Here is a 22537-nt window from a genome sequence, read left to right as displayed (position 1 = left end):
CGCCGGACGCGCCGACCCCCGGGGACTAGCGTGGGGGTGTGCGGACGGCGACGGTGACGGCGGGGCGATGGGCCCGGCTCCTGCTGCTCGTCGGCACGCTGCTCGGTCTGGCCGCGATGCACACCCTCGGCCACGGCTCGCACGCCGCGGGCCACGCCGCCGACACCACGGGCCACGCCGCCGACGCCGCGGCGCACGCCGTCGCCGGTCCGCACGGCGGTGCGTCGCCCGCCGAGCACACCGCCGCCGTCCCGTACGCCGTCGCGGCGGCGCTGTCCGGCGTCGTGGGCTGCCCGGGCGACTGCCCGCACGAGCGGCTCCTCCCGTTCGGCGGGGCGGGCGGCGGACCGCCGTGGTGGGGCGTGTGCCTGGCGGTGCTGGGCGCGCTCGCCGCCTCGCTGCTCGCGGCCGTGCTGCTGCTGGCCGGCGTACCCGCCGTCGCACCGGCGGGCCGGGCGTCGGGCGGGTCGGACCGGTCGCCCCGCGCCCCGCCACCCCGGCGGGTCGGTCTGCGGCTCGCCACGGTCTCGGTGCTGCGCAGATAGGACGCCCCGGCGCGGTTCCGGTCCGCCGGTCCGCGTCCCCGTCGTGCTGCGTACGTTCCGACACCGAAAGGCTCAGACGTGATCACTCGTACCCTCGCGCGCCGTGCCGCCCTGGCCGGCGCCACCGTCACCGTGGCCCTCGCCCTGACCGCCTGCGGCGGCGACGGGCATCCCGCCCCGGGCGCCGGGCACGGCGCGCCCGGCAGCAGCGCGCCGGCGGCCACCGCGTCCGGCGCGGCCGCGGCCGGCGACGCCGACGCGATGTTCGCCCAGATGATGATTCCGCACCACCGACAGGCGGTCGAGATGGCGGACCTGGCCGCGACGCGGGCGGCGGACCCGGAGGTCAAGCGGCTCGCCGGGGAGATCAGGGCCGCTCAGGCGCCCGAGATCGCGACGATGACCGGCTGGCTGTCGGCCTGGGGGCGGCCGGTGCCGTCGCCCGGCACCGAGCTGCCGCACATGGACCACGGGATGCCCGGCATGATGTCCGACGCCGAGCTGGCGAGGCTGGCGGCGGCTTCCGGCCGGGAGTTCGACCGGCAGTTCCTGACCATGATGATCACCCACCACGAGGGCGCCGTCACCATGGCCCGCGACGAACTCTCCCGGGGCGTGAACGCGGAGGCCAAGGCCCTGGCCGGGCAGATCGTCGCCACCCAGCAGGCCGAGATCGACACGATGCGGAAGGTCCTCGGCCGGCTCTGATCCCGGTGGCCCCGGTGCCGCGCCCTCGCGGGCGCCGGGGCACCCGTCGGCCGCGCCTGCCGCCGCCGGTCGGCCGGCGGGGCCGGTCGGCCGGCAGGGCCGGTCAGCCGCGCTTCATGAGGCGGCCGACGGCGGCCATCATCTCGGTGGCCATCTCGTCGGCCCGGCCCTCGGCCGCCCCCTCGTGCATGCAGTGCCGGGCGTGCCCGTCGAGCAGGCCGAGGGCGACCTTGTCCAGGGCGGCCTGGATCGCGGAGATCTGGGTGAGCACGTCGATGCAGTAGCGGTCGTCGTCGACCATCTTCTCGATGCCGCGGACCTGTCCCTCGACGCGGCGCAGCCGCGCGAGCAGCTGGTCCTTGGTGGCGGTGTAGCCCCTGGTCGGGGCGGGCGTCGGTGTGGTCATGCGATCGAGGATAGCGTACCCCTCGGGGGTATGGTACGGTCCTTCGTGTCGGGATACCCCCACCGGGTACCGGTAAAGGCAACAGGCACCCGTCCGCCTCCGCATTACCCCCAGGGGGTATATGCTGGAGGCGTCGAGAGGAGAGTTCGATGGTCACCACGACGTACCAGGTGCAGGGCATGACCTGCGGGCACTGCGTCAACTCGGTCAGCGCCGAGGTCGGCGCCATCCCGGGCGTCAACGACGTCCAGGTCGACCTCGCCGCGGGCCGGGTCACCGTCACCAGTGACAGCCCGTTGGACATCGACACCGTGCGCGCCGCCGTCGACGAGGCCGGCTACGACCTCGTCGGCGCGTGACGGCGGACACGGAGAAACCGAGGTACACCATGAACACGGCGACGAAGCTGAGCGGTTTCGCCCTCGGCCTCGCGGCGGTGTTCGGCACGGCGTACGGGGTCGGCCACGTGGCCGGCCCCGTGGCCCCGGCCGCCGACACCCGCCACGACGCCACCGACGGCCACGGGGCCACCGGGGATGCCGGGCACGGGGGCGACGAGGGCGGGGCGGCCCACCTGCCCGGCGGACTGCTCGTCTCCGACCGCGGCTACACCCTCCGCCCGGTGGGCGCCCCGGCCGGACAGTTCGCCTTCCAAGTCACCGGCCCGGACGGCCGGCCGGTCACCGCGTACGACGTGGCGCACGACAAGCGCATGCACCTGATCGTCGCTCGCCGCGACCTGTCCGGCTTCCGGCACGTGCACCCGGAGATGGCGCCGGACGGCACCTGGCGGGTCGACTCCCCGCTGGGCGGGCCCGGCGTCTGGCGGGCGTTCGCCGACTTCACCCCCACCGGGGGCGAGGCGTTGACCCTGGGCGTCGACGTGACCGTCCCCGGCGCCCTGACCGAGCGGCCGCTGCCCGCCGCGGCGAGCAGCACCACGGTCGACGGTTACACCGTCACCCTCGCCGGCACCCCGGAGCCCGGCCGCACCGCCGAGCTGACCCTGACCGTCAGCCGCGACGGCGCGCCGGTCACCGACCTGGAGCCCTACCTCGGCGCGTACGGCCACCTGGTGGCGCTGCGCCAGGGCGACCTGGCGTACCTGCACGTGCACCCCGACGGCGCGCCGGGCGACGGGCGGACGAAGCCCGGCCCCGAGGTGAGCTTCCTCGCCGAGGTGCCGTCGGCCGGCGCCTACCGGCTCTACCTGGACTTCAAGCACGGGGGCGTGGTGCGCACCGCCGAGTTCACCGTCGTCGCGGGCACCCCGAGCGGCCCGGCTCCGGCCGCTACGGGCGCGCCGGCGGCGACGGGCACACCCGCCGCCCCGAACTCCCCGACCGCCGACGCCGGCCACGGCGTCCCCGGTCACGGGCACAACTGACGGGAAGCGTGATGACCACCAAGCCCTTGCTGACGGCCCCGAACCAGATCGAACTGGCGATCGGTGGGATGACCTGCGCCTCCTGCGCCGCCCGGATCGAGAAGAAGCTGAACCGGATGGACGGGGTGACCGCAACGGTCAACTACGCCACCGAGAAGGCCACCGTCCGGTACGCCGACGAGGTTTCCCCGGACGACCTCATCGCCACGGTGGAGAAGACCGGTTACACCGCCGCCCTGCCACCCCCGCCGGCCCCCGGCGGGGCGGAGCCGGCGGCCGAGCCGGTGGACGAGCTGCGCGGCCTGCGTACCCGCCTGTGGGTCTCGCTCGTGCTCACCGTGCCGGTGATCGTGCTGGCGATGGTGCCCGCCTGGCAGTTCGAGTACTGGCAGTGGCTGTCGCTGACCCTGGCCGCCCCGGTCGTCGTCTACGGCGGCCTGCCCTTCCACCGGGCGGCCTGGATCAACCTGCGGCACGGCGCGGCGACCATGGACACCCTGGTCTCGCTCGGCACCCTGGCCGCGTTCGGCTGGTCGGTCTGGGCGCTCTTCCTCGGCACGGCCGGGGAGCCGGGGATGACCCACCCGTTCAGCTTCGACATCAGCCGCACCGACGGCGCCGGCAACATCTACCTGGAGGCGGCGGCCGGGGTGACGGTCTTCATCCTCGCCGGCCGCTACTTCGAGGCCCGCGCGAAGCGGACCGCCGGGGCCGCCCTGCGCGCCCTGCTGGAACTGGGCGCCAAGGACGTCGCGGTGCTGCGCGGCGGCACGGAGACCCGGATCCCGGTGGACCAGCTCACCGTGGGGGACCGGTTCGTGGTCCGGCCCGGCGAGAAGATCGCCACGGACGGGGTGGTCGACGAGGGCACCTCGGCGGTCGACGCGAGCATGCTCACCGGCGAGTCCGTCCCCGTCGAGGTCGGTCCGGGCGACACCGTCGTCGGCGCCACCGTCAACGCCGGCGGCCGGCTCGTGGTCACCGCCACCCGGATCGGCGGCGACACCCAGCTGGCCCAGATGGCCCGGCTGGTCGAGCAGGCGCAGACCGGCAAGGCGGCGGTGCAGCGGCTGGCCGACCGGATCTCCGGCGTCTTCGTGCCGATCGTGATCGCCCTCGCGGCGGGCACCCTGGGTTGGTGGCTGGGCACCGGGGCGGGCGCGACGGCCGCGTTCACCGCCGCCGTGGCGGTGCTGATCATCGCCTGCCCGTGCGCCCTCGGGCTGGCCACGCCGACCGCCCTGCTGGTCGGTACCGGCCGGGGCGCCCAGCTCGGCATCCTGATCAAAGGGCCGGAGGTGCTGGAGTCCACGAAGCAGGTGGACACCGTGGTGCTGGACAAGACCGGCACCGTCACCACCGGGCGGATGACCCTGGTGGACGTGCTCCCGGCGGCCGGCGAGGACCGCGCGGAACTGCTCCGGCTGGCCGGGGCGCTGGAGTCCGCGTCCGAGCACCCGATCGCCCAGGCGGTCGCCGCCGGGGCGGCGGAGGCGGGCGCGCTGCCGCCGGTGACCGGCTTCGCCAACGTCGAGGGGCTCGGCGTGACCGGCGCCGTCGAGGGCCGGGAGGTGCTGGTCGGCCGGCTCCGGCTGCTGCGCGAGCGCGGTCTCGACGTACCGGAGGAGGTCGAGCGGGCGGCGACCACGGCGGAGGCCGAGGGACGGACGGCGGTGCTGGCCGGCTGGGACGGACGGGCCAGGGGCGTCCTCGCGGTGGCCGACGTGGTCAAGCCGACGAGCCGGGCGGCGGTCGCGGGACTCCGCGCGCTCGGTCTGACCCCGGTGCTGCTGACCGGCGACAACACCACCGTCGCGAGGGCGGTGGCCGCCGAGGTGGGGATCGACGAGGTGATCGCCGAGGTGCTGCCCGCCGACAAGGTCGACGTGGTGCGGCGGCTCCAGGGCGAGGGGCGGACCGTCGCGATGGTCGGCGACGGGGTCAACGACGCCGCCGCGCTGGCGCAGGCCGACCTCGGTCTGGCCATGGGCACCGGCACCGACGTGGCGATCGAGGCGTCCGACCTGACCCTGGTCCGGGGCGACCTGATGGCCGCCGTGGACGCGATCCGGCTCTCCCGGCGCACCCTCGGGATCATCAAGGGCAACCTGTTCTGGGCCTTCGCCTACAACGTGGCGGCCCTGCCGCTGGCCGCCGCGGGCCTGCTCAACCCGATGATCGCCGGTGCGGCGATGGCCTTCTCCTCGGTCTTCGTCGTCGCCAACAGCCTGCGGCTGCGCGGCTTCCGCCCGGTCGCCTGACCCGCCGCGCCGCGCCGCCGGCCCCCGCCGAGGGGACCGGCGGCGCGGTGCGTGGGCGGGCTCGTCCGGCAGGCGGCTCGCGGACCGACGGTGATCGACACGCGGCCATCTGTTGACGCTGGGTGACCAGGGCGGTTGAGCGGCGGCCGGGCGGGGTACTCCGAGGACGTACCGGCACTGCCAATCGGAGGTTGACATGGGTTTCGACGACAAGATCAACAACGCGACCGAGGACGCCGCCGGCAAGCTGAAGGAAGGCGCCGGCCGGGCCACCGACAACGAGCGGCTCGAGGCCGAGGGGCGCAACGACCAGGCCGGCGCCAAGCTGAAGCAGGCCGGCGAGAAGATCAAGGACGCCTTCAAGAGCTGACCCGCGTACGCGGGAACCGCCGGGCCGGCCGTCGCCGGCCCGGCGGACCGCGTGTCGGGCCGCGGCGGCCGACGTGTCCCGGGGGCGGCCCCGCTCGTTGGCAGGGCGACGTCTCGCCGCCCGCCGTCGGTCGAACCCGTGCCGTCCGCCCGACGGCCGAGATCTCCGAACGGGAGGTTGGTTCCATGTCCCGATCCGTCGTCTACGCGCGGCGCGCCGCCGCCGCGGTGGCGCTCGGGGTGCTGGCCATGGGCTGCCAGGACACCCCGCGGGAGGAGGCCGCCGCCCCCGCCGGCGCGTCGTCCCCGAGCCCGACGGCTGCGTCGAGCGCCGCCCCGAGCCCGTCCCCGGTCGCCACCACGGCCGCCAACACCGCCGAGGTCTGCCGGGAGGTGGACCGGGTCATCGTCGCCGGCAGCCAGAAGATCGCCACCGACTCGGCGGCCTCGGTCAGCCGGGACCTGACCGGCGAACAGGTCGCCGACCAGCTCCGGCGCAACCTGGCCGAGCTGGCCGACGACGTACGCGCCCAGGCCCGCCGGGCCGCCGACCCGGAGATCCGAGCCCTGCTGGACGAGACCGCCGGCCGGATCGACGCGGGTTCCCGGGCGTCCCGCCCGGCCGCCTGGATGAGCTCCACCTTCACCGGCATCCCGCCCCTGCTGACCCGCGAGTGCCGCCCCTGACCCGCGAGTGTCCGCGCCTGACCCGCGAGTGTCCGCGCCTGACCCGCGAGTGTCCGCGCCTGACCCGCGAGTGTCCGCCCCTGACCCACGAGTGTCGCGCCTGACCGGCCCACTGCGGTGACCTTCGGCGCCTCGCTGCTGGAGATCCCGGTGTTCCCGGCGCTGAGCCGCACCATCGGCGTCCAGGGGGCCCTGGAAGCCGGCCGGCGGGCCGGCGAGCGACGCGTCCCGCTCCCCTCAGGGGAGGGGCAGGGGCATCCCCCACCCGTCCCTGAGATCGACCGTCCACTGGTGACTTCCCGGCACTGACCCGCTAACGTCCGTTTGCATGTGCAAGGGCTGGTCATGAGCGCTGGTCCGACGGCCACCGGCGACGAACTGGTGCGCGTACTGGCCACGCTGGCCAACCCGCACCGCATGCGGGTGGTCGCCGTCCTGGCGCGACGCCGCGCGTACGTCAGCCAACTCGCCCGCGAGCTCGGCATCAGCCGGGCGCTGGTGCAGGTGCACCTGCGCAAGCTCGCGGCGGCCGGCCTCGTGTCCGCGCACCTGGAGTTGTCGGAGGACGGGAAGGCGATGAAGTTCTACGAGGTGAATCCGTTCGCGTACACGCTCACGCCCGCCGCCATCGCGGCGGCGGCCGACACGCTCAACGCCGGATCGGGCGCGGGGCCGGACGAGGACGAGGGATGACGGGCATGAGCGAGCACGACTGGACCGAGGTGGTCGGGGCGATCGGGATCTTCGCCCTGCTCGTCAGCGTGATCACGGTGACGATCGTGCAGGTCGCCAAGACCCGGCGGGCCCGGGTGGTCGGGGCCCGCGAGGAGGAGTACCGACGGCTCGCCCAGACCGCCGTCCAGGCCCAGGAGTCCGCCGCCCGGGTGCTGGCGGCCCTCGACGACCGGCTCGGCGAGATGGAGTCCCGGCTGGTCTCGCTGGAACGCGTCCTCAAGGACGTCGACTAGCGCAACGGCAAGGCCCCGGGCCGTCGAGCGCCAACTCGACGGCCCGGGTGGAAGCAGCATCACCTCGCCCGCGGGCGAGTCTCACCGCAACGCTCCTTCGATGGAGAGGACAGCATCTCGTGCTGCGCGTACGCAAGTCCGCCCCTCCCGGCGGCGCTTCAACCCGGCCGGACCGACCGGGCCGACCCCGGCGCGCCGTCCGGTTCCGGGCACTGGCGGTCGGCGCGACCGCCGCGCTGCTGGCGACCGGCGTGCCGGCGCCCGCGCCGGCCTCGGCCGCCCGGCCCGCGCCCGTACCCACGCCGGGCATCGCCTGGCAGCCGTGCGAACAGGACCGCACCGCCGAGTGCGGCACCCTGTCGCTCCCGGTCGACTGGGACCGCCCGGACGGCGACCGGTTCACGCTCCACCTGGCCCGCCGTGCCGCCACCGACCCGGCCGCCCGGATCGGCTCGCTGGTGTTCGGCCCCGGCGGGCCGGGTGATTCCGGCGTGCGGCGGATCATCCTGAACGACCGGTTCAGCGACGAGTTGCGCCGCCGGTTCGACATCGTCAGCTTCGACCCGCGCGGCATCGGCCTGAGCAACCCGGTGCTCTGCTCGGCGGAGCTGCTCGACCGGCAGCCCCAGGTCATCACCGACCAGGCCCGGTTCGACGCCACCGTGGCCGACAACGCGCTGCTGCGGGCCGACTGCCGGGAGCGGACCGGGCCGCTCTTCGACCACGTCGACACCCGCAGCGCCGCCCGGGACCTGGACGCCGTCCGGGCGGCGCTCGGCGAGAACCGGCTCACCTTCCACGGCAGCTCGTACGGCACGCTGCTCGGCGCGCAGTACGCCGAGGAGTTCCCGCACCGGGTCCGGGCCGTGGTGCTGGAGAGCGTGGTCGACCACAGCCTCGGCACCAGGGCGTTCCTCGACACCCAGGCCGCCGCCGCGCAGGACTCCTTCGACGAGTTCGTCGCGTGGTGCGCCCGTACGCCGAGCTGCGTGCTGCACGGCGAGGACGTCCGCGCCGTCTGGGCCGGCCTCTTCGGCAGGGCGGAACGGGGCGAGCTGGCGGACCCGGACCGGCCCGGGACGACGCTGACCCCGTACGACCTCAGCCGGCTCGCCCAGCGTAAGCTGTACGGCCCGGACTGGGCCGGACTGGCCCGGCTGGTCGACGCCCTGCGTACGGCCCCGCCCGCCGCCACCGGGTTCCGTGCCGCCGCCGACTCCGAGGCCGTGCGGCCGCACCCCTTCGCGGTCTTCTGCGCCGACTGGCACCTGCCGGTCCGCGACCACCGCGAGTACGCCGCCCACCTGCGCCGGATCGCCCGGATCGCGCCCGACGTGCGCTACCCGCAGGCGCTGCCGGCGATCGCGACCTGCCTCGGCGCGCCGGCCCCGGTCGCCAACCCGCAGCACCGCCTCCGGGTCCGCACCGACGTGCCGCTGCTGCTCGCCAACAGCCGGCACGACCCGGCCAGCGGCCACAACTGGGCGACGAACGTGTCGCGGCAGCTCGGCCGCTCCGGCGTGCTGCTGACCTACGAGGGCGCGGGGCACGGCAGCTACACCCGCAGCGACTGCGTGCGGGACGCGGTCGACCGCTATCTGATCTCGGTCGACGTGCCCGACGACGGCACCAGCTGCCCGGCCGTCCCGGTTACCGGTCAGTGACGTGAGGAACCGGCCGGCGTGCGTCCCCCGTGGCGCACGCCGGCCGGCGCGTCGCCCAGCACGGCACGGGCAGGCCCTCCCCGGCCCTCATCGGGGCCCGCCCAGCCGGGCCGCGCGCAGCTCCAGATAGCGCTGCTCCGGCAGGCTCGTCGTGCCTCGGGCCGCCGCCAGGTACGCCGCCCGCGCCGCCCGCGGCTCGCCGGCCAGCTCCAGCAGGTGGGCGCGGACGGCGGCGAGCCGGTGGTGCCCCGCGGTGCGGTCGTCGGCGTCGAGGGGGGCGAGCAGGGCCAGGCCGGCGCGGGGACCGTCCACCATGGCCACCGCGACCGCCTGGTTGAGGGTGATCATGGGGTTCGGGGCGATCCGGGCGAGCAACCGGTAGAGCGCCAGGATCTGCGGCCAGTCCGTCCGCTCCGCCGACGGCGCCTCGGCGTGCACCGCGGCGATCGCCGCCTGGAGCTGGTACGGGCCGGGCGGCGACCAGGTCAGCGCCTCGGTGACCAGGGCGATCCCCTCGGCGATGGCGGCGGAGTCCCAGCGGTCACGGTCCTGCTCGGCGAGCGGGATCAGCTCCCCGGCCGGCCCCGTCCGGGCGGCCCGGTGCGCGTCGGTGAGCAGCATCAACGCCAGCAGTCCCGTCACCTCGCCGTCGTCCGGCAGCAGCCGGTGCAGCATGCGGGCCAGCCGGATCGCCTCGGTGGTCAGGTCGGCCCGGTGCAGGTCCGGCCCGCCGGAGGTGGTGTAGCCCTCGTTGAAGATCAGGTAGAGCACCTGGAGCACGGCCCTCAGCCGCTCGTCCCGCTCCCCGGGCGCGGGCATGGTGAACCGCGCGCCAGCGGCCTCGATCCGCTGCTTGGCCCGGCGGACGCGCTGGCTCATCGTCGCCTCGGGCACCAGGTGCGCCCGGGCGATCTGCGCGGTGGTCAGGCCGCCGACCGCGCGCAGCGTCAGCGCGACCTGCGCGGAACGGGCCAGCGCCGGGTGACAGCAGAGGAACAGCAGGGTCAGGGTGTCGTCCCCGGCCGGCGGCTCCTCGTCGGCCGCGGGGGCGACCGTCGCGTACGCCGGCTCGCGGACCGCCACCGCGGTCTCCCGGTCCCGGCGGGCCCGCTCGCTGCGCCACTCGTCGGTCAGCCGGCGGCTGGCGACGGTCAGCAGCCAGGCCCGCGGGTTGTCCGGCACGCCCTGCTCCGGCCACTGCAACGCGGCGGCGAGCAGCGCCTCCTGCACGGCGTCCTCGGCCGCGTCGAACTGGCCGTGCCGCCGGACGAGCAGGCCGAGGACCTGCGGCGCCAGGTCGCGCAGCAGGTCCTCGACGAGTCGTCCGCTCACCCGTCCGTCCCGGCCTCGTCCATGACCGCCCGCACCTCCAGCGCGCCGAAGCCCCGCCGCACGTCCGGCCAGCGGGCGGCGATCTCGGCGGCCCGCTCGGGGCTGTCGCAGTCCACCAGCAGGTAGCCGGCGAACTGCTCCTTGCTCTCCATGAACGGCCCGTCGGTCACCTCCGGCCGGTCACCGGCCAGCCGGACCGTGCGGGCCTGCGACGGGTCGGCCAACGCCTGGCCGCCGACCAGTTCGCCGGACTCGGTCAGCTCGCGCATGATCTCGTCGACCTCGCCGAAGAGCGCGGTGCGCTCCTGCTCCGACAGTTCCTCGACGAACCCGGGACGGTTCCAGATCAGCAGCATGTACTTCATCGGGCGCTCCTCGTGTGCTCGGCCGCGCCCATGGTGGCGCGGCTTCGGTGAGGGGTCGGAGCCGACCCGCCGGTTCCGACAGCCGCCGGGAAAAATGTCAGCGCCGGCCGCGTACCTGGCGCTTCGGGGCGGGGCCGGGACCGAGCGAGGCGCGGTCGGCGGCGGAGGTGCCCGACGACCAGCCGTCGGCGTCGCGGACGGTGAGCCGGGCCCGCGTGACGCCGGGGAAGAGCGTGTCGAGGCGTTCCCGCACCGCCTCGGCGCGGGTGGCGAGCACCGGCAGCAGCCGCTCCGGCCCGGTCTCCGCCGCCGCCTGCCGGTCCGCGTCCTCGGTGGCGGCCCGCAGCCGCTCGCCGATCCGCAGCGCGAACGCGTTGAGGAAGGACTCGTCGTAGTCCCGGGTACGCCGCCCGGCACCCTTGGCCCGCCGCTCGCCCCGGCCGCGCAGCATCGCGGCGGTGGCCTGCACCAGCAGCGAGGTGTAGAGCAGTTCGACCGCCTCCAGGTCGGCCGGCCAGCCCAGCACGGTGGTGAAGTCGAGGTCGTCGGACCAGACCGCCTCGCAGCGGTTCGCCGCCGCCACCTCCTGCACCAGCAGCGCCTTCGCGCCCGCGTACGGGGGTTCGGTGCCGAGCCGCACGCCGCCGGGCTGGTCGGCGCGCTCGGCGACGCCCGCCAGCAGCGCCTGGTCGATGCTGTGCCGGGCGATCAGCTCCTGGGCCTTGCCGGTCAGCGCCTCCGCCTCGGCCGGGTAGGTGGTCGACTCCGCCTTGGCCAGCAGCGCCCGCACCCGGTCGAGCATCCGGGAGCCGCCGCCCGACCCGCTGCGGGCGGGGACCGCCCCGGTCGCGCCGGGCGGTGGCCGCAGCACGGCGATCGGCGGGAGCCCCTCGACCAGGGCCAGCGCGTCGACCGCCGCGCGCAGCGCGGTGAACCGGTCCCACCCGACGCGGGCCGACCAGGCGGCCAGGTGGCCCTCGTCGGCGTCCCACCAGACCCGCGCGCCGAGGTCGCGGAGCTGGTCGTCCCACCACGGGGGCACCGGCCCGGTCAGGTCACGGCGGTGCGCGGCGAGCGCGTCGGTGACCAGTCCGGCCGACCGGGCGCCCAGCCGGCGGGTGGCGAGGCGGGCCAGGTCCACCGGCTGCCAGCCGCGCGGCGCCAGCCGGCCGACGCCGCGGGCCAGGCGACGCAGGAGCCCGGCGTCGACCGCCGCCGCCCCGTCCGCCGCGCCCGTTCCGATCATCAGGCGGTCCAGCTGCCGCTCCGCTAGGCGTACGTCGGTGCCGCGTACCGCCGCCAGGGCGTCGCTGATCAGTTCCTCGGCGTCCGGCACGGCCGCGTCCTCCTGGGGTCTGCTCCGGCGCGCCCGAAACGATCGTCGCCTGCCCGCCGAAGGTACCTCCGGGCCCGCCCGCCGTCCGCCGGTCGTGACGGGTGCCACCGGAGCCCGCCGCGCACCGCGGCTGCCGTCGGCGACGGGTTTCCGCATGCTTCGCCCTGTCCGGGGTAGATCGGGGGTCGGCGCGAGGTGATGCGAGGTTCTGTGATGGCGGGATCGTGGTTGCTGGGCAACGGCTCGGCCACGCCGGCGGAGCGGCCGACGGCCGTGCTGGTGGCGGTGCACCAGGACGAGACGGGTGAGACCGGGCCGGGCACCGAGGTGTCGCTGGCCGAGCTGCGCCGGCTCGCCGACACCGACGGGCTGGCCGTCGTCGACGAGGTGGTGCAGAACCGGCCCCGCCCCGACCCGGCCACCTTCGTCGGCTCCGGCAAGGTCGACGAGCTGGCCGCGCTGGCCGAGCGGACCGGCGCCGACCTGGTCATCGCCGACGGCGAGCTGACCCCGGGCCAGGTGCGCAACCTGGAGGAGCGGGTCGGCGTACGCGTGGTCGACCGGACGGCCCTGATCCTGGACATCTTCGCCGAGCACGCCCGCACCAGCGAGGGCCGCGTGCAGGTGGAGTTGGCGCAGATCGCGTACCAGCTGCCCCGGCTGCGCGGCGACGGGCGCTCGATGTCGCGCATCGGCGGCGGCCGGATGGCCGGCGGTGCCGGCATGGGCGTGCGCGGGCCCGGTGAGATGCGGCTGGAGACCCAGCGGCGCCGGCTGCGCCAGCGGGCCACCCGGCTGCGTCGCAACGCCTCCGAGCTGACCCGGCGGCGGGACCGCAACCGGGAGCGGCGGGCCCGCAACCAGGTCCCCTCGGTGGCGATCACCGGCTACACGAACGCCGGCAAGTCCGCTCTGCTCAACCGGCTGACCGGAGCGGAGGCCCAGGTGCAGGACGTGCTCTTCGCGACCCTCGACCCCACCGTGCGCCGCGTACGCGTCGGCGAGGTGCTCTTCACCGTGACCGACACGGTGGGGTTCGTCCGGCACCTGCCGCACCAGCTGGTCGACGCGTTCCGGTCGACGCTGGACGAGGTCAGCCGCAGCGACCTCGCGCTGCACGTCGTGGACGCCTCCGCGCCGGACGCGCTCGACCAGATCACCACCGTGCACGGCGTGCTGCACGAGATCGGGGCCGGCGACGTGCCGGAGCTGCTGGTGCTCAACAAGACCGACGTGGCCCCGGTGGAGTGGGTCGACGCGCTGCGGCGGGTCCATCCCGGGGCGGTCGCCGTGTCGGCGTTGACCGGCGCCGGCATGGACGAGCTGCGCGCCGCGCTGGCCGACCGCCTGGCCCGCCGGTGACCCGCACGGCCCCGCCGGACCTGCGCCGGTCGGTCCTCGCTGCCGCGGTGATCGGGGCGGCGGTGATGGCGGCCGTCGACGAGATCGTCTTCCACCAGCTCCTCGGCTGGCACCACTTCTACGACCGCTCCACCCGCTCCGTCGGGCTGCTCTCCGACGGGCTGCTGCACTCCGCGGAGCTGCTCGCCCTGGTGGGCGGCTTCTTCTGGTACGCCGACCTGCGCCGCCGGGGCGCCCTGGTGCCGCGGGCCGCCTGGGGCGGGTTCCTGCTCGGCGCCGGGGCGTTCCAGCTCTTCGACGGGATCGTCGACCACAAGGTGCTGCGGCTGCACCAGATCCGCTACGGCGTGCACCTGCTCCCGTACGACGTGGTGTGGAACGTGGGCGCGGTGGCGCTGCTGCTGATCGGCGCGTGGGTGACCTGGCGGGCGCGGTCCCGCGCCGGCCGCGACGCGCGGTGACGGTCCTCGCGCACGCCGGCGCGGGCGCGGCGACGCTCCCGCTCGCCGGGGTCGCGCTGCTGGCCGCCGGCTACCTGCTGGCGGTGTCCCGGGACCGGCGCGGCTGGCGCCGCCGGCGTACCGTCGCCTGGCTGGCCGGCTGCGCGGTGCTGGCGGTCGCCCTCGGCCCGCTGGCGGGCGGGCCCGGCGACCCGCGCGTCCACATGGCCCAGCACCTGCTGCTCGGCATGGCCGCCCCGCTGGCGCTGGCCCTCGGCGCGCCCGTCACCCTGCTCCTGCGGGTCGCCCCGCCGCCGGTCGGCCGCCGGGTGGGCCGGCTCCTGCGGGCCCGGCCGGTGCACCTGCTCGCCCACCCGGTGACCGCGGCGCTGCTCACCACCGGCGGGCTGGCGCTGGTGCTGCTCACCCCGCTCTACGCGGCGGCCGAGCGGAACCCGGTGCTGCACCACGCCCTGCACGCGCACTACCTCGCCGCCGGGTACCTCTTCGCGTGGGCGGTGGCCGGTCCGGACCCGGCCCCGCGCCGGCCCGGCGCACTCGTGCGGGTCGGCGCCCTGCTCGGCGCGGCGGCCGGGCACGCCGTGCTGGCCAAGTACCTGTACGCGCACGCCGCCACCCTGCCGCCGGGGCTGCCCGACCGGGACGTCGCGGCGCTGCGCTCGGCGGCCCGGTTGATGTACTACGGCGGCGACGTCGCCGAGCTGCTGTTCGCCACCGCCCTCTTCGCCGCCTGGTACCACCGGCGACGGCCACGCCGACCGCAGCCCGTGGACGCCGGGCCGTCCCGCCCCGGCACCGCCCGGCAGCCGGCCCGGCGGTGACCGCCGAGGGCCCGAAACCCCGCTCCGGGTGCGGGCGTCGCCGCCCCGGTGGTTCAGCCGGCGGCGCGCGGGTTCCCGGCCGTCAGCCGCAGCGTGAAGCCGTCGTCGTCGCGGTGCCAGGTCACGTGGCTGCACGACTGGTAGGTGATCCACAGGCCCAGCCCGCCCGGGGCGCCGTCGCCGACGGGGAGCAGCCCGCAGTACGGGTCGGCCGGACCGTCTCCGCCGTCGCGGACCGTCGCCACGATGCGGTCGTCGCCCGACCAGACCCGCAGCCGGACCGGCGGGCGGCCGTGCCGCAGCGCGTTGGTGACCGTCTCGCTGACCGCGACGACGAGATCGTCCACGTCGTCGGCCGACACCTGGCCCCGGTCGGCCTTGTGGACGGCGGCGCGCGCCTCGGCAGCCGTCGGGTCGGTCAACTCGACGACCGGCGGCTCCGCCTGGAGCGGATCGGGCACGACCGGCCGGCACTCCCGCAGGTACTCCGTCGGCGGGGTCCAGGTCGCGCTGGGCACGTGCCGGCCGTCGGCGGTCGCGAAGCGGGGATGCGTCCGGGCCACGTCCGCCAGCACCGCCGGCGGCGTGATCCGGGTGTCGTACGCGCACATGCTCCACAGCGGGAAGTCGTCGTACGCGTGGTTGATCGCCGACTCGTACCGGGCCCACCAGTCCCACGTCGCGCCGAACTCGGTCGGGGGCACCTCACCGATGATCCGGATCTGCGGGGCGCCGGCGGCCACCTGCCCCGCGAGGAGTTCGCGGTAGGAGCGGATGGCGGCGGCGGGCCGGGCGTACACGTCGCCGCCGGGCAGGAACTCGACCCCGCACCCGGCCGGCAGCGCCGAGCGGACCAGCGCGCCGGTGCGCTCGCCCAGGGCCACGTAGGTGGGCTCGCCGGCCGCGACGCCGCCGAGCAGGAACGGCACCGCCACGGCGAGCAGCTCGTCGTCGGAGTCGTACCGGACGGCCTCGTGGTAGTAGCCGTGGTGCCGGGCGGCCGCGCCCGTTCTCATCGCGTGACCTCGACCCGGATCCCGGGCAGGTCGAGCAGGTCGACCAGGCGCGCCGCGGCCGAGCGGGAGGTGCGCAGCACGGCGGTCGCGTCGCGGCGGCCCGCGTACTCGGCCAGGTGGGCCAGGGCGCGGTGGTCCAGGAAGCGCAGCCCGGTCGCCGACAGCACCAGCTCGCCGTCGACGGGTCGCAGGTCGGCGCGGTCCAGGGCGGCGCGGAACAGCTCGTGGTTGGAGAGGTCCAGCTCGCCGGTCAGCGCCGCGTGCCCGTCCCCGGGTGCGGCGGCGTGCAACCGGAACAGCACGTCCTCGACGTTGCCGTCCGGATGCATGCAGGCCAGCTCGGCGACCGCCCGGTCGCCCAGCCCCGGCCGGTCGTACGCGCACATGGCCGAGAACGGCCGGATCCGCATGTAGCGGTCGACGAGGTGCTCGTAGCGGGTGAAGCTCTCCAGCTGGGCCGGGGTACGGACCAGCTCGGTGGCCTCCGCCACCACGCGCAGCCCGGTGTGCCCGGCGGCGAGCGCCTCGTCGGTGGCGGCCGCGTACGCGGCGACCTGCGTCGGCGGGTCGACGACGTGGCCGTGCGAGTAGGTCGAGAACAGGGGGACGACGGCGGCGGCGCCCCGGCGCACGGCGGCGGCGAAGTCGGGCAGGCGGTGCAGCCGCTCGGCCACCGGGTCCGCCGGGTGCGGCGTGATGTACCAGACGCGTTCGCCGGCGGCGAGGCCCGCGAGCAGGTAGCGCTCCGCCTGGCCGGCGAGCGCCGCCAGGTCGTCGTACGACCAGCAGAGATGGCTCTGCCGCGCGGCCTGCCGCTCGCTGATGATCACGTCCATTGCCTCACGGCAACCAGTGTAGGTGGCCCCAGGACGGGTGCCGGGCCCGCGAGCTGCTGCGGGCCGGGAGGCTCTATCCCCCGGCCCTTCACCGGGGTGGCGTTTCACGGCGCGCCCCCTGCGTTGCCGGTGCCGCCGGTCCAGGTGCCGGGGCGGCCCGCAGGTAGCGCTCGCCGAGGGTGCGCAGCAGTTCGGCGAGCTCGGGCTGGTCCTCGACGGTGAAGTCCACGCCGAGCAGGCCGACCCAGACGGCGACGCTCTCCAGCCGGTCCGCGCCGGTGTGCAGCACGCAGGTGTGCGGGTCCACCGCCTCGACGGTGCCGACGGCGGGGTTGATCCGCTCGGCGACCACCTCCGCCGGGGCGTGCACGGTGATCCGGGCGCGGTGCCGCCAGGCCGCCGACGACACCCCGCGCCGGACCCGGTCGACGACGTCCTCGGGCGGCTCGCGCGGCGGGAAGCGCAGACCGGCGGGGGCGGGTGTGCCGATCCGATCCACCCGGAAGGTGCGCCAGTCGGCCCGCTCCGGGTCGTAGGCGACCAGATACCAGCGGCGTCCCCAGTTGACCAGCCGGTACGGCTCGACGTCGCGCCGGCCGGTGGTCCCGTCGTGCCGGGCGTAGTCGAAGCGCAGCCGCTCCCGGTCGCGGCAGGCGGCGGAGATGACGGTGAGGGTGTCGGCGTCCACGCGCGGCCCCGGCTCGTCGTGCGGCACCCGCACCGTGTAGCTGTGCAGGGCGTTGACCCGCCGCCGCAGTCGGGCGGGCAGCACCTGTTCGAGCTTGGCCAACGCCCGAAGCGAGGTCTCCTCCACCCCGGCGACGGTGCCGCCGGCGGCCGTACGCAGGCCGACGGCGACGGCCACCGCCTCCTCGTCGTCGAGCAGCAGGGGCGGCAGAGCCGCGCCGGCGCCCAGCCGGTAGCCCCCGACCGCGCCCCGGGTCGCGTGCACCGGATAGCCGAGGGTGCGCAACCGCTCCACGTCGTTGCGGACGGTCCGGGTGCTGACCTCCAGCCGGTCGGCCAGCTCGGTGCCCGTCCATTCGCGCGGGGTCTGCAACAGCGACAGCAGGCGCAGCAGCCGCGCCGAGGTCTCCAACATTCCTGAAGTCTGCCAGGCCATTAGGAATGAGGTCTTCCTAATTGGCCCCTAGGTTCGTAGGCATGGCAGACGACACCACGATCGCCCCGTTCCGCATCGACGTCCCGCAGGCCGACCTCGACGACTTGTACGACCGCCTGGCCCGCACCCGGTGGGCGGACGAACTGCCCGCCGAGCCGGAGGCCGCCCCGGCCGGCCCGATCCCGCCCGGCTGGGAGTACGGGGTGCCGGTCGGCTACGTCCAGCGCCTGGTCGAGCACTGGCGGACGGCGTACGACTGGCGGGCCTGGGAGGCGAAGCTGAACGCGTACCCGCAGTTCACGACCGAGATCGACGGGCAGAACGTTCACTTCCTGCACGTCCGCTCGCCCGAGCCGGACGCCACCCCGCTGGTCCTCACCCACGGGTGGCCCACCACCCCCGTCGAGTGGCTGGACGTGATCGGCCCGCTGACCGACCCGCGCGCCCACGGCGGCGACCCGGCCGACGCGTTCCACCTGGTGATCCCGTCGATACCCGGCTTCGGCTTCTCCGGCCCGACCCGCGAGCGGGGCTGGAACCGGTTCCGGGTGGCCCGCGCCTGGGCCGAGCTGATGCGCCGGCTCGGCTACGACCGCTACGGCGCCGCGGGCAACGACGGCGGGTCGCTCATCTCGCCGGAGGTGGGGCGGGTCGACCCGGAGCGCGTGATCGGCGTGCACGTCACCCAGGTCTTCGCCTTTCCCTCCGGCGACCCGGAGGAACTCGCCGGTCTCTCCGAGGCCGACCGGGGCAAGCTGGCGTTCGCCGAGTGGTTCGTCGCCAACCGGGGCGCGTACGACAAGCTCCAGTCCACCGAGCCGCAGAATCTCGCGCACGCGCTGGCGGACTCCCCGGCCGGGCAGCTCGGCTGGAGCGCCCAGCTCCTGGGCGAGTTCCTCGACCCGGAGTTCGTGCTGACCAACGCGATGATCTACTGGCTGACCAATACCGGCGCCTCCTCGGCCCGCTTCTACCACGAGGACGCCGCGGCCGTGCACCCCCGGCACGTGTCCAACGGCCGGGGCACCGAGCCGCTGGAACCGACCACCGTGCCGCTGGGTTTGGCCAACTTCGCCTGGGACTACCAGTCCATCCGCCCGTTGGCGGAGCGCGACCACAAGAACATTGTCTCCTGGAACGCGTACGACCGGGGCAGCCACTTCGCCGCCCACGACGCCCCGGATCTGCTGGTCGCGGACATGCGCCAGTTCTTCCGCGCCGTGCGCTGACGCGGCTCCCGCGCCGTGCGCCGGCGCGGTCCCGGGTCGGCCCGTTCCGGCGGGCCGGCCCCCGTCTTCCCCCTCCCCGAGAGAGGATCCCGATGCCCCCAGTGCTGGACCGCCGTCGGCTCAACCGCGCCACCCTCGCCCGGCAGCTCCTGCTGCGCCGCCACGACCTGCCGGTGGCCGACGCGGTGGCCCGTCTCGCCGGCCTCCAGGCCCAGACGCCGCACACCTGGTACGTCGGGCTCTGGAGCCGGCTCGCCGGCTTCCGTCCCGAGGCCGTGGCGGAGTTGCTCGTGGAGCGGCGGCTCGTCCGGATGGCGCTGATGCGCTCCACCCTGCACCTCGTCACCGCCGGGGACGCATGGGCCCTGCGCCCGCTCGTGCAGCCGGCACTGGACCGGGATCTGTTCCGCAACAGCATCCACGGCCGGCCCGTCGCGGGCGTCGACGTGCCGGCCCTGGCCGAGGCCGGCCGAGAGATCCTCGCCGAGCGCCCGCTGACCAACCGGGAGCTGGGCGCGCGGCTCGCGGCGCGGTGGCCCGACCTGCCGCCGGCGACCCTGGCGTACGCCGTGCGCACCCAGGTGCCGCTGGTGCAGGTGCCGCCGCGCGGGCTGTGGGGGCGCAGCGGCCCGATCGCGCACACCACCGCCGAGGCGTGGCTCGGCCCCGGCGCGCCGGCTGCGGCGACCCCGCGCGACCTCGTGCTCCGGTACCTCGCCGCGTTCGGCCCGGCCACCGTCGCCGACCTGCAGCGCTGGTGCGGGCTCACCCGGCTGGGCGAGGTGGTCGACGGGCTCCGCCCCGAGCTGACGACCTTCACCGACGAGCGGGGGCGGGAGCTGTTCGACCTGCCCGACGCGGAGCGCCCCGATCCGGACACCCCGGTGCCGCCCCGCCTCCTCTACGACTTCGACAACCTGCTGCTGTCGTACGCCGACCGCAGCCGGGTGCTCACCTCGGAGCACCGCGACCAGCGGTACGACCCGCACGGGCCGGTGCCGCAACTGGTGCTCGTCGACGGGTTCGCCGCCGGCGACTGGCGGCTGGACCGCCGCCGGGACGGGGCGACGCTGACCGTGCGGCCGTACCGTCCGCTGCCCTCGGCCGACGTCGACGCGCTCGCTGCCGAGGCGACGGGCCTGCTCGCGTTCCTGGCGCCCGAGGCCGGCGACCGGCGCGTCGACGTCGCTCCTGCCCGGCGATCCTGATCGGGCGGGGCGGCCGGTCAGCCGGCCGGGAGGAACTCCCCGCTCTGCACGTACTCCATCGCCCTGCCGAAGGCCGGGTCCGCGAGCCGGCGGTCCAGCTCCTCACCGGTGGGCTCCGCCACGCGCTGGTGGATCCACCACAGGTTGCCGAACGGGTCCCGGAACCGGCTGACCCGGTCTCCCCAGAACAGTTCGGTCGGCTCGGTGACGACCGTCGCGCCGCGCGCGACCGCCCGGCGCAGCACGTCGGCGTCGTCGGCCACGTAGAGGCGTAGGAAAGCCGGCGTGTGCGGCCAGCCGGGCCGGTCGAACATCAACACCACGGAATCCCCGATGCGGACCTCGGCGTGACCGATCACCCCGTCGGACTCCATCCGGCCCAGCTCCGTCGCGTCGAAGACACCGACGACGAAATCGATGATCGCCGCCGTGTCTCCGGCCGAGATGATCCACGGGGTCACGGTGTGGTAGCCGTCCGGCACGATCTTCACGGGTACGCCTCCTCGTCTCGCGGCGGGTTCCGCCCGCCGGCCCGTGCGACGTTAGGTGGCATGTAGGCCAGCGTTGGTCCTACTTCGGAGAGCATGGTGGGCCCGTGGCCGGGGTCCTGCCTGTTCCCCCGCCGACCCGACCGCCGTCGGTACGCGGGTCAGGCGTGCCGGGTGCCGGTCAGTCGCGCCGTGCGGGGGAAGGACGCCCAGATGTTCTTGGTGCTGTCGGTGGCGTACCAGCCGACGTCGAGGGAGAGGGCGCGGGCGAGTTGCAGGCCGCGCCCGCCGGCGCCGGCGGGTCGGGCGTCGGTGAGTTCCGGCAGCGAGCCGAGGTCGTGGTCGGCGACGTCGAGGATGAGGCAGTCCTCGGTGGCGAGCAGCCGGACGATGGTCGGCGGGATCCCGTGTCGCAGGGCGTTCGTGGCGAGTTCCGTGGCGATCAGGGCGATGAGCTCGGGGACCTCCTCCAGGGCCTCGCCCTCGCCGAGTACGTCGCCGGTCAGCTCCTCGTGCAGGGAGGCGCGCAGGCCACGCAGGTGCACCGCCTCGGACAACGTCCAACGCCGCAGCTCAACGGCCTGGGGCGGGGGTGGCGAGCTGCTCAGTCGGCCCATGGGGACGTTGTACCCGATCTCCCCCCGGCTCAAGCCGGGCGGTTGGTCGGCGCACCCGGTCGTGTGTGCCGCGCGAGACACCGGGCGACAGCCGGCGGCCTGCGCCGACGCCTGCCTCAGCGCCTGCGAGCGGGCCTGCCGCGACCTCCTCGCCACGATGAGCTGAGGACGCGCGGGTGGTTCAATCCCCGCTATCGGAACAATTGGGAAGTATCGATCGTCGTGCGTGTCCTGGACCGCCGGCGAGCGGTTGTACCTGGCGTGACGGTGGAATCACGCACCAACATTATGAGCCCGGCGACGGCGTGCCCGGGCTGGCGGACCAGGTGGGCGGAGCGTGAGGGCGGGCGGCGGTCGCGCGCGTACGACGCCGACGTCGACGCCTGGCACCGGCGTAACGACCACCTGATCCGGCTGCGGATCGAGGCCGCCGAGTTCCTCGGGTGCGCCCAGCCGCGTACCGGCCTGCCGGTCGATCTCGGGGACGACGAGGTCGTCTTCCGGGTGCTGCCGGCCGCGGAGCTGGTCGAGGCCGAGGCCCGGCACGTGCCCGGGCTGCCGCCGCCCGGGCTCACCGTCGCCGCGGCCGAGGTCGTGGCGTCCCGTCGCGCACTGCCGAGGGGGCTGCGGCTCGTCGACGCCGGTCTGGCCGTCGTGACCAACCGCCGGGTGGCCTTCGCGGGGCACGCGGGACGGCGCGAGTGGGCGTACGCGGACCTGCTCGGGGCCGCGCACCACCCCGACGTCCCGGTCACCCTGCTGCACACCACCGACGGCGGTCGGCTCGCCGGGCTGCGGGTGCCGGTCACCGCCACGGTGAACTTCCGCTTCTATCTCACGCTCGCCCTCGCCACCGCCGCCGGGGAGCGCTCCGCCGTCGCCGCGCAGCTCGACGCCCTGCTGGTCGCCCACCAGCGCGCCCGGCCGGTCCCGCCGCCGCCGGCCGTGCCGGCCCAGGCCCCGCTGACCGCGCTGCGGCCCGATCGCCGGACGGCGCTCGCCGCCGCCGTCGCCACGCTGGCGTACGCGACGCTGACCGGCACCTTCGGGTCGGAGCGGGGCGGCCCGCCGTACCGGGCGGACGAGGGCGCCGGGCGCATCGCCGCCGCCACGGCTGCGCCGACCGTCATCGGCAGCACCACCGCGACCACCGCCGAGGAGCCGGCCGTGCCGGACGAGGGTGCGGTCGGGCCGGGCGCCGGCGCGACGGCGGTTCCCCGCACCCGCGTCGCCGCGGGGGTGCGGGTGCCGGTCGTACGTCAGGAGACGGCCGGCTCCGACGGATCAGTCCGGCCGGCCGCCCCGGCGACGGGTCCGGCGTTCCGTCCGTCGCCGCCCGCCCCGGCGC

26 protein-coding genes are annotated in these 22537 nt (G+C 75.7%); 17 read left to right on the top strand and 9 right to left on the bottom strand.

Annotated features, from left to right (window positions below; translation table 11 throughout):
• The first annotated feature begins 38 nt into the window (after window positions 1-38).
• Together ACSNOB_RS21090 and ACSNOB_RS21085 are read left to right on the top strand one after the other, a co-directional pair.
• Window positions 39-545: a hypothetical protein gene (locus ACSNOB_RS21090; protein ID WP_436688187.1), complete on the top strand. Its 507-nt coding sequence runs from the start codon at window positions 39-41 to the stop codon at window positions 543-545.
• A gap of 78 nt (window positions 546-623) precedes the next feature.
• On the top strand, window positions 624-1253 hold the full coding sequence (locus ACSNOB_RS21085) for a DUF305 domain-containing protein (RefSeq protein WP_436688186.1): 630 nt from the start codon (window positions 624-626) through the stop codon (window positions 1251-1253).
• A 103-nt stretch (window positions 1254-1356) separates the two neighbouring features.
• Here ACSNOB_RS21085 and ACSNOB_RS21080 read toward each other — a convergent pair whose 3' ends face one another.
• Entirely contained in the window at window positions 1357-1659 is a 303-nt protein-coding gene (locus tag ACSNOB_RS21080; RefSeq protein ID WP_091098681.1) for a metal-sensitive transcriptional regulator, read from the bottom strand.
• 149 nt (window positions 1660-1808) lie between these two features.
• On the opposite strand from ACSNOB_RS21080, the gene ACSNOB_RS21075 reads away from it, so the two are divergent.
• The 8 genes from ACSNOB_RS21075 to ACSNOB_RS21040 all read left to right on the top strand — a co-directional run bounded on the left by ACSNOB_RS21075 (window position 1809) and on the right by ACSNOB_RS21040 (window position 8995).
• On the top strand, window positions 1809-2018 hold the full coding sequence (locus tag ACSNOB_RS21075; RefSeq protein WP_393102211.1) for a heavy-metal-associated domain-containing protein: 210 nt from the start codon (window positions 1809-1811) through the stop codon (window positions 2016-2018).
• A 29-nt stretch (window positions 2019-2047) separates the two neighbouring features.
• Window positions 2048-3046 (top strand): hypothetical protein, encoded by a 999-nt coding sequence (locus tag ACSNOB_RS21070; protein ID WP_436688185.1) that lies wholly within the window; start codon window positions 2048-2050, stop codon window positions 3044-3046.
• A gap of 11 nt (window positions 3047-3057) precedes the next feature.
• On the top strand, window positions 3058-5307 hold the full coding sequence (locus tag ACSNOB_RS21065) for a heavy metal translocating P-type ATPase (RefSeq protein WP_436688184.1): 2250 nt from the start codon (window positions 3058-3060) through the stop codon (window positions 5305-5307).
• 196 nt (window positions 5308-5503) lie between these two features.
• Window positions 5504-5677 carry a CsbD family protein gene (locus tag ACSNOB_RS21060; RefSeq protein WP_393102214.1) on the top strand — a complete coding sequence of 58 codons (174 nt, stop codon included), beginning with the start codon at window positions 5504-5506 and terminating at the stop codon, window positions 5675-5677.
• 185 nt (window positions 5678-5862) lie between these two features.
• Window positions 5863-6363, top strand: a complete 501-nt coding sequence (locus ACSNOB_RS21055; RefSeq protein WP_436688183.1) for a hypothetical protein — start codon at window positions 5863-5865, stop codon at window positions 6361-6363.
• Between the two features lie 345 nt (window positions 6364-6708).
• Window positions 6709-7056 carry an ArsR/SmtB family transcription factor gene (locus ACSNOB_RS21050; protein WP_436688182.1) on the top strand — a complete coding sequence of 116 codons (348 nt, stop codon included), beginning with the start codon at window positions 6709-6711 and terminating at the stop codon, window positions 7054-7056.
• A 5-nt stretch (window positions 7057-7061) separates the two neighbouring features.
• Window positions 7062-7331, top strand: coding sequence for a hypothetical protein (locus tag ACSNOB_RS21045; protein ID WP_436688181.1), 270 nt, complete (start codon window positions 7062-7064; stop codon window positions 7329-7331).
• 212 nt (window positions 7332-7543) lie between these two features.
• A complete protein-coding gene (locus ACSNOB_RS21040) occupies window positions 7544-8995 on the top strand; it encodes an alpha/beta hydrolase (protein WP_436688199.1) in 1452 nt (483 codons plus the stop codon).
• An 87-nt stretch (window positions 8996-9082) separates the two neighbouring features.
• Here the strand turns inward: ACSNOB_RS21040 and ACSNOB_RS21035 are convergent, their stop codons facing one another.
• From ACSNOB_RS21035 to ACSNOB_RS21025, 3 genes are all read right to left on the bottom strand, one after another.
• Window positions 9083-10327: an RNA polymerase sigma factor gene (locus ACSNOB_RS21035; RefSeq protein WP_436688180.1), complete on the bottom strand. Its 1245-nt coding sequence runs from the start codon at window positions 10325-10327 to the stop codon at window positions 9083-9085.
• The gene (locus ACSNOB_RS21030; RefSeq protein ID WP_436688179.1) at window positions 10324-10692 is read right to left on the bottom strand and encodes a YciI family protein; all 369 of its coding nucleotides are present in this window, start codon (window positions 10690-10692) and stop codon (window positions 10324-10326) included. The genes ACSNOB_RS21035 and ACSNOB_RS21030 overlap by 4 nt, the downstream gene beginning before the upstream one ends.
• A gap of 97 nt (window positions 10693-10789) precedes the next feature.
• Window positions 10790-12028, bottom strand: coding sequence for a DUF2786 domain-containing protein (locus ACSNOB_RS21025; RefSeq protein ID WP_436688178.1), 1239 nt, complete (start codon window positions 12026-12028; stop codon window positions 10790-10792).
• Between the two features lie 213 nt (window positions 12029-12241).
• On the opposite strand from ACSNOB_RS21025, the gene hflX reads away from it, so the two are divergent.
• The 3 genes from hflX to ACSNOB_RS21010 are packed head-to-tail and all read left to right on the top strand — an operon-like array spanning window position 12242 to window position 14672.
• Window positions 12242-13390: a GTPase HflX gene (gene hflX / locus ACSNOB_RS21020; RefSeq protein ID WP_436688177.1), complete on the top strand. Its 1149-nt coding sequence runs from the start codon at window positions 12242-12244 to the stop codon at window positions 13388-13390.
• Complete coding sequence (locus tag ACSNOB_RS21015) at window positions 13387-13851, top strand: DUF2243 domain-containing protein (protein WP_436688176.1); 465 nt, start codon at window positions 13387-13389, stop codon at window positions 13849-13851. The genes hflX and ACSNOB_RS21015 overlap by 4 nt, the downstream gene beginning before the upstream one ends.
• Window positions 13803-14672: a cytochrome c oxidase assembly protein gene (locus ACSNOB_RS21010; RefSeq protein ID WP_436688175.1), complete on the top strand. Its 870-nt coding sequence runs from the start codon at window positions 13803-13805 to the stop codon at window positions 14670-14672. The genes ACSNOB_RS21015 and ACSNOB_RS21010 overlap by 49 nt, the downstream gene beginning before the upstream one ends.
• A gap of 53 nt (window positions 14673-14725) precedes the next feature.
• On the opposite strand, the gene ACSNOB_RS21005 is transcribed toward ACSNOB_RS21010, so the two are convergent.
• From ACSNOB_RS21005 to ACSNOB_RS20995, 3 genes are all read right to left on the bottom strand, one after another.
• Window positions 14726-15688 (bottom strand): anti-sigma factor RsbA family regulatory protein, encoded by a 963-nt coding sequence (locus tag ACSNOB_RS21005; RefSeq protein ID WP_436688174.1) that lies wholly within the window; start codon window positions 15686-15688, stop codon window positions 14726-14728.
• On the bottom strand, window positions 15685-16524 hold the full coding sequence (locus tag ACSNOB_RS21000) for an MEDS domain-containing protein (protein ID WP_436688173.1): 840 nt from the start codon (window positions 16522-16524) through the stop codon (window positions 15685-15687). The genes ACSNOB_RS21005 and ACSNOB_RS21000 overlap by 4 nt, the downstream gene beginning before the upstream one ends.
• Before the next feature lie 88 nt (window positions 16525-16612).
• Window positions 16613-17626 carry a helix-turn-helix transcriptional regulator gene (locus ACSNOB_RS20995; RefSeq protein ID WP_436688172.1) on the bottom strand — a complete coding sequence of 338 codons (1014 nt, stop codon included), beginning with the start codon at window positions 17624-17626 and terminating at the stop codon, window positions 16613-16615.
• Between the two features lie 62 nt (window positions 17627-17688).
• Here ACSNOB_RS20995 and ACSNOB_RS20990 point away from each other — a divergent pair, with 62 nt between their 5' ends.
• A complete protein-coding gene (locus ACSNOB_RS20990) occupies window positions 17689-18876 on the top strand; it encodes an epoxide hydrolase family protein (protein WP_436688171.1) in 1188 nt (395 codons plus the stop codon).
• A 92-nt stretch (window positions 18877-18968) separates the two neighbouring features.
• A complete protein-coding gene (locus ACSNOB_RS20985) occupies window positions 18969-20084 on the top strand; it encodes a winged helix DNA-binding domain-containing protein (protein ID WP_436688170.1) in 1116 nt (371 codons plus the stop codon).
• A 17-nt stretch (window positions 20085-20101) separates the two neighbouring features.
• Here ACSNOB_RS20985 and ACSNOB_RS20980 read toward each other — a convergent pair whose 3' ends face one another.
• Both ACSNOB_RS20980 and ACSNOB_RS20975 read right to left on the bottom strand, forming a co-directional pair.
• Window positions 20102-20575: a VOC family protein gene (locus tag ACSNOB_RS20980; RefSeq protein ID WP_436688169.1), complete on the bottom strand. Its 474-nt coding sequence runs from the start codon at window positions 20573-20575 to the stop codon at window positions 20102-20104.
• A gap of 158 nt (window positions 20576-20733) precedes the next feature.
• Window positions 20734-21189: an ATP-binding protein gene (locus ACSNOB_RS20975; RefSeq protein WP_436688168.1), complete on the bottom strand. Its 456-nt coding sequence runs from the start codon at window positions 21187-21189 to the stop codon at window positions 20734-20736.
• Here ACSNOB_RS20975 and ACSNOB_RS20970 point away from each other — a divergent pair.
• Window positions 21188-21355 (top strand): hypothetical protein, encoded by a 168-nt coding sequence (locus ACSNOB_RS20970; protein ID WP_436688167.1) that lies wholly within the window; start codon window positions 21188-21190, stop codon window positions 21353-21355. The two genes, ACSNOB_RS20975 and ACSNOB_RS20970, sit on opposite strands and share 2 nt — an antisense overlap.
• Window positions 21356-21477: 122 nt before the next feature.
• Window positions 21478-22537: hypothetical protein (locus tag ACSNOB_RS20965; RefSeq protein ID WP_436688166.1), on the top strand; the 1060-nt coding region annotated here is incomplete at its 3' end.

This window comes from Micromonospora sp. URMC 106 (assembly GCF_051386395.1).
Taxonomy (GTDB): domain Bacteria; phylum Actinomycetota; class Actinomycetes; order Mycobacteriales; family Micromonosporaceae; genus Micromonospora.
This window is presented reverse-complemented; position numbering and strand designations above follow the sequence as displayed.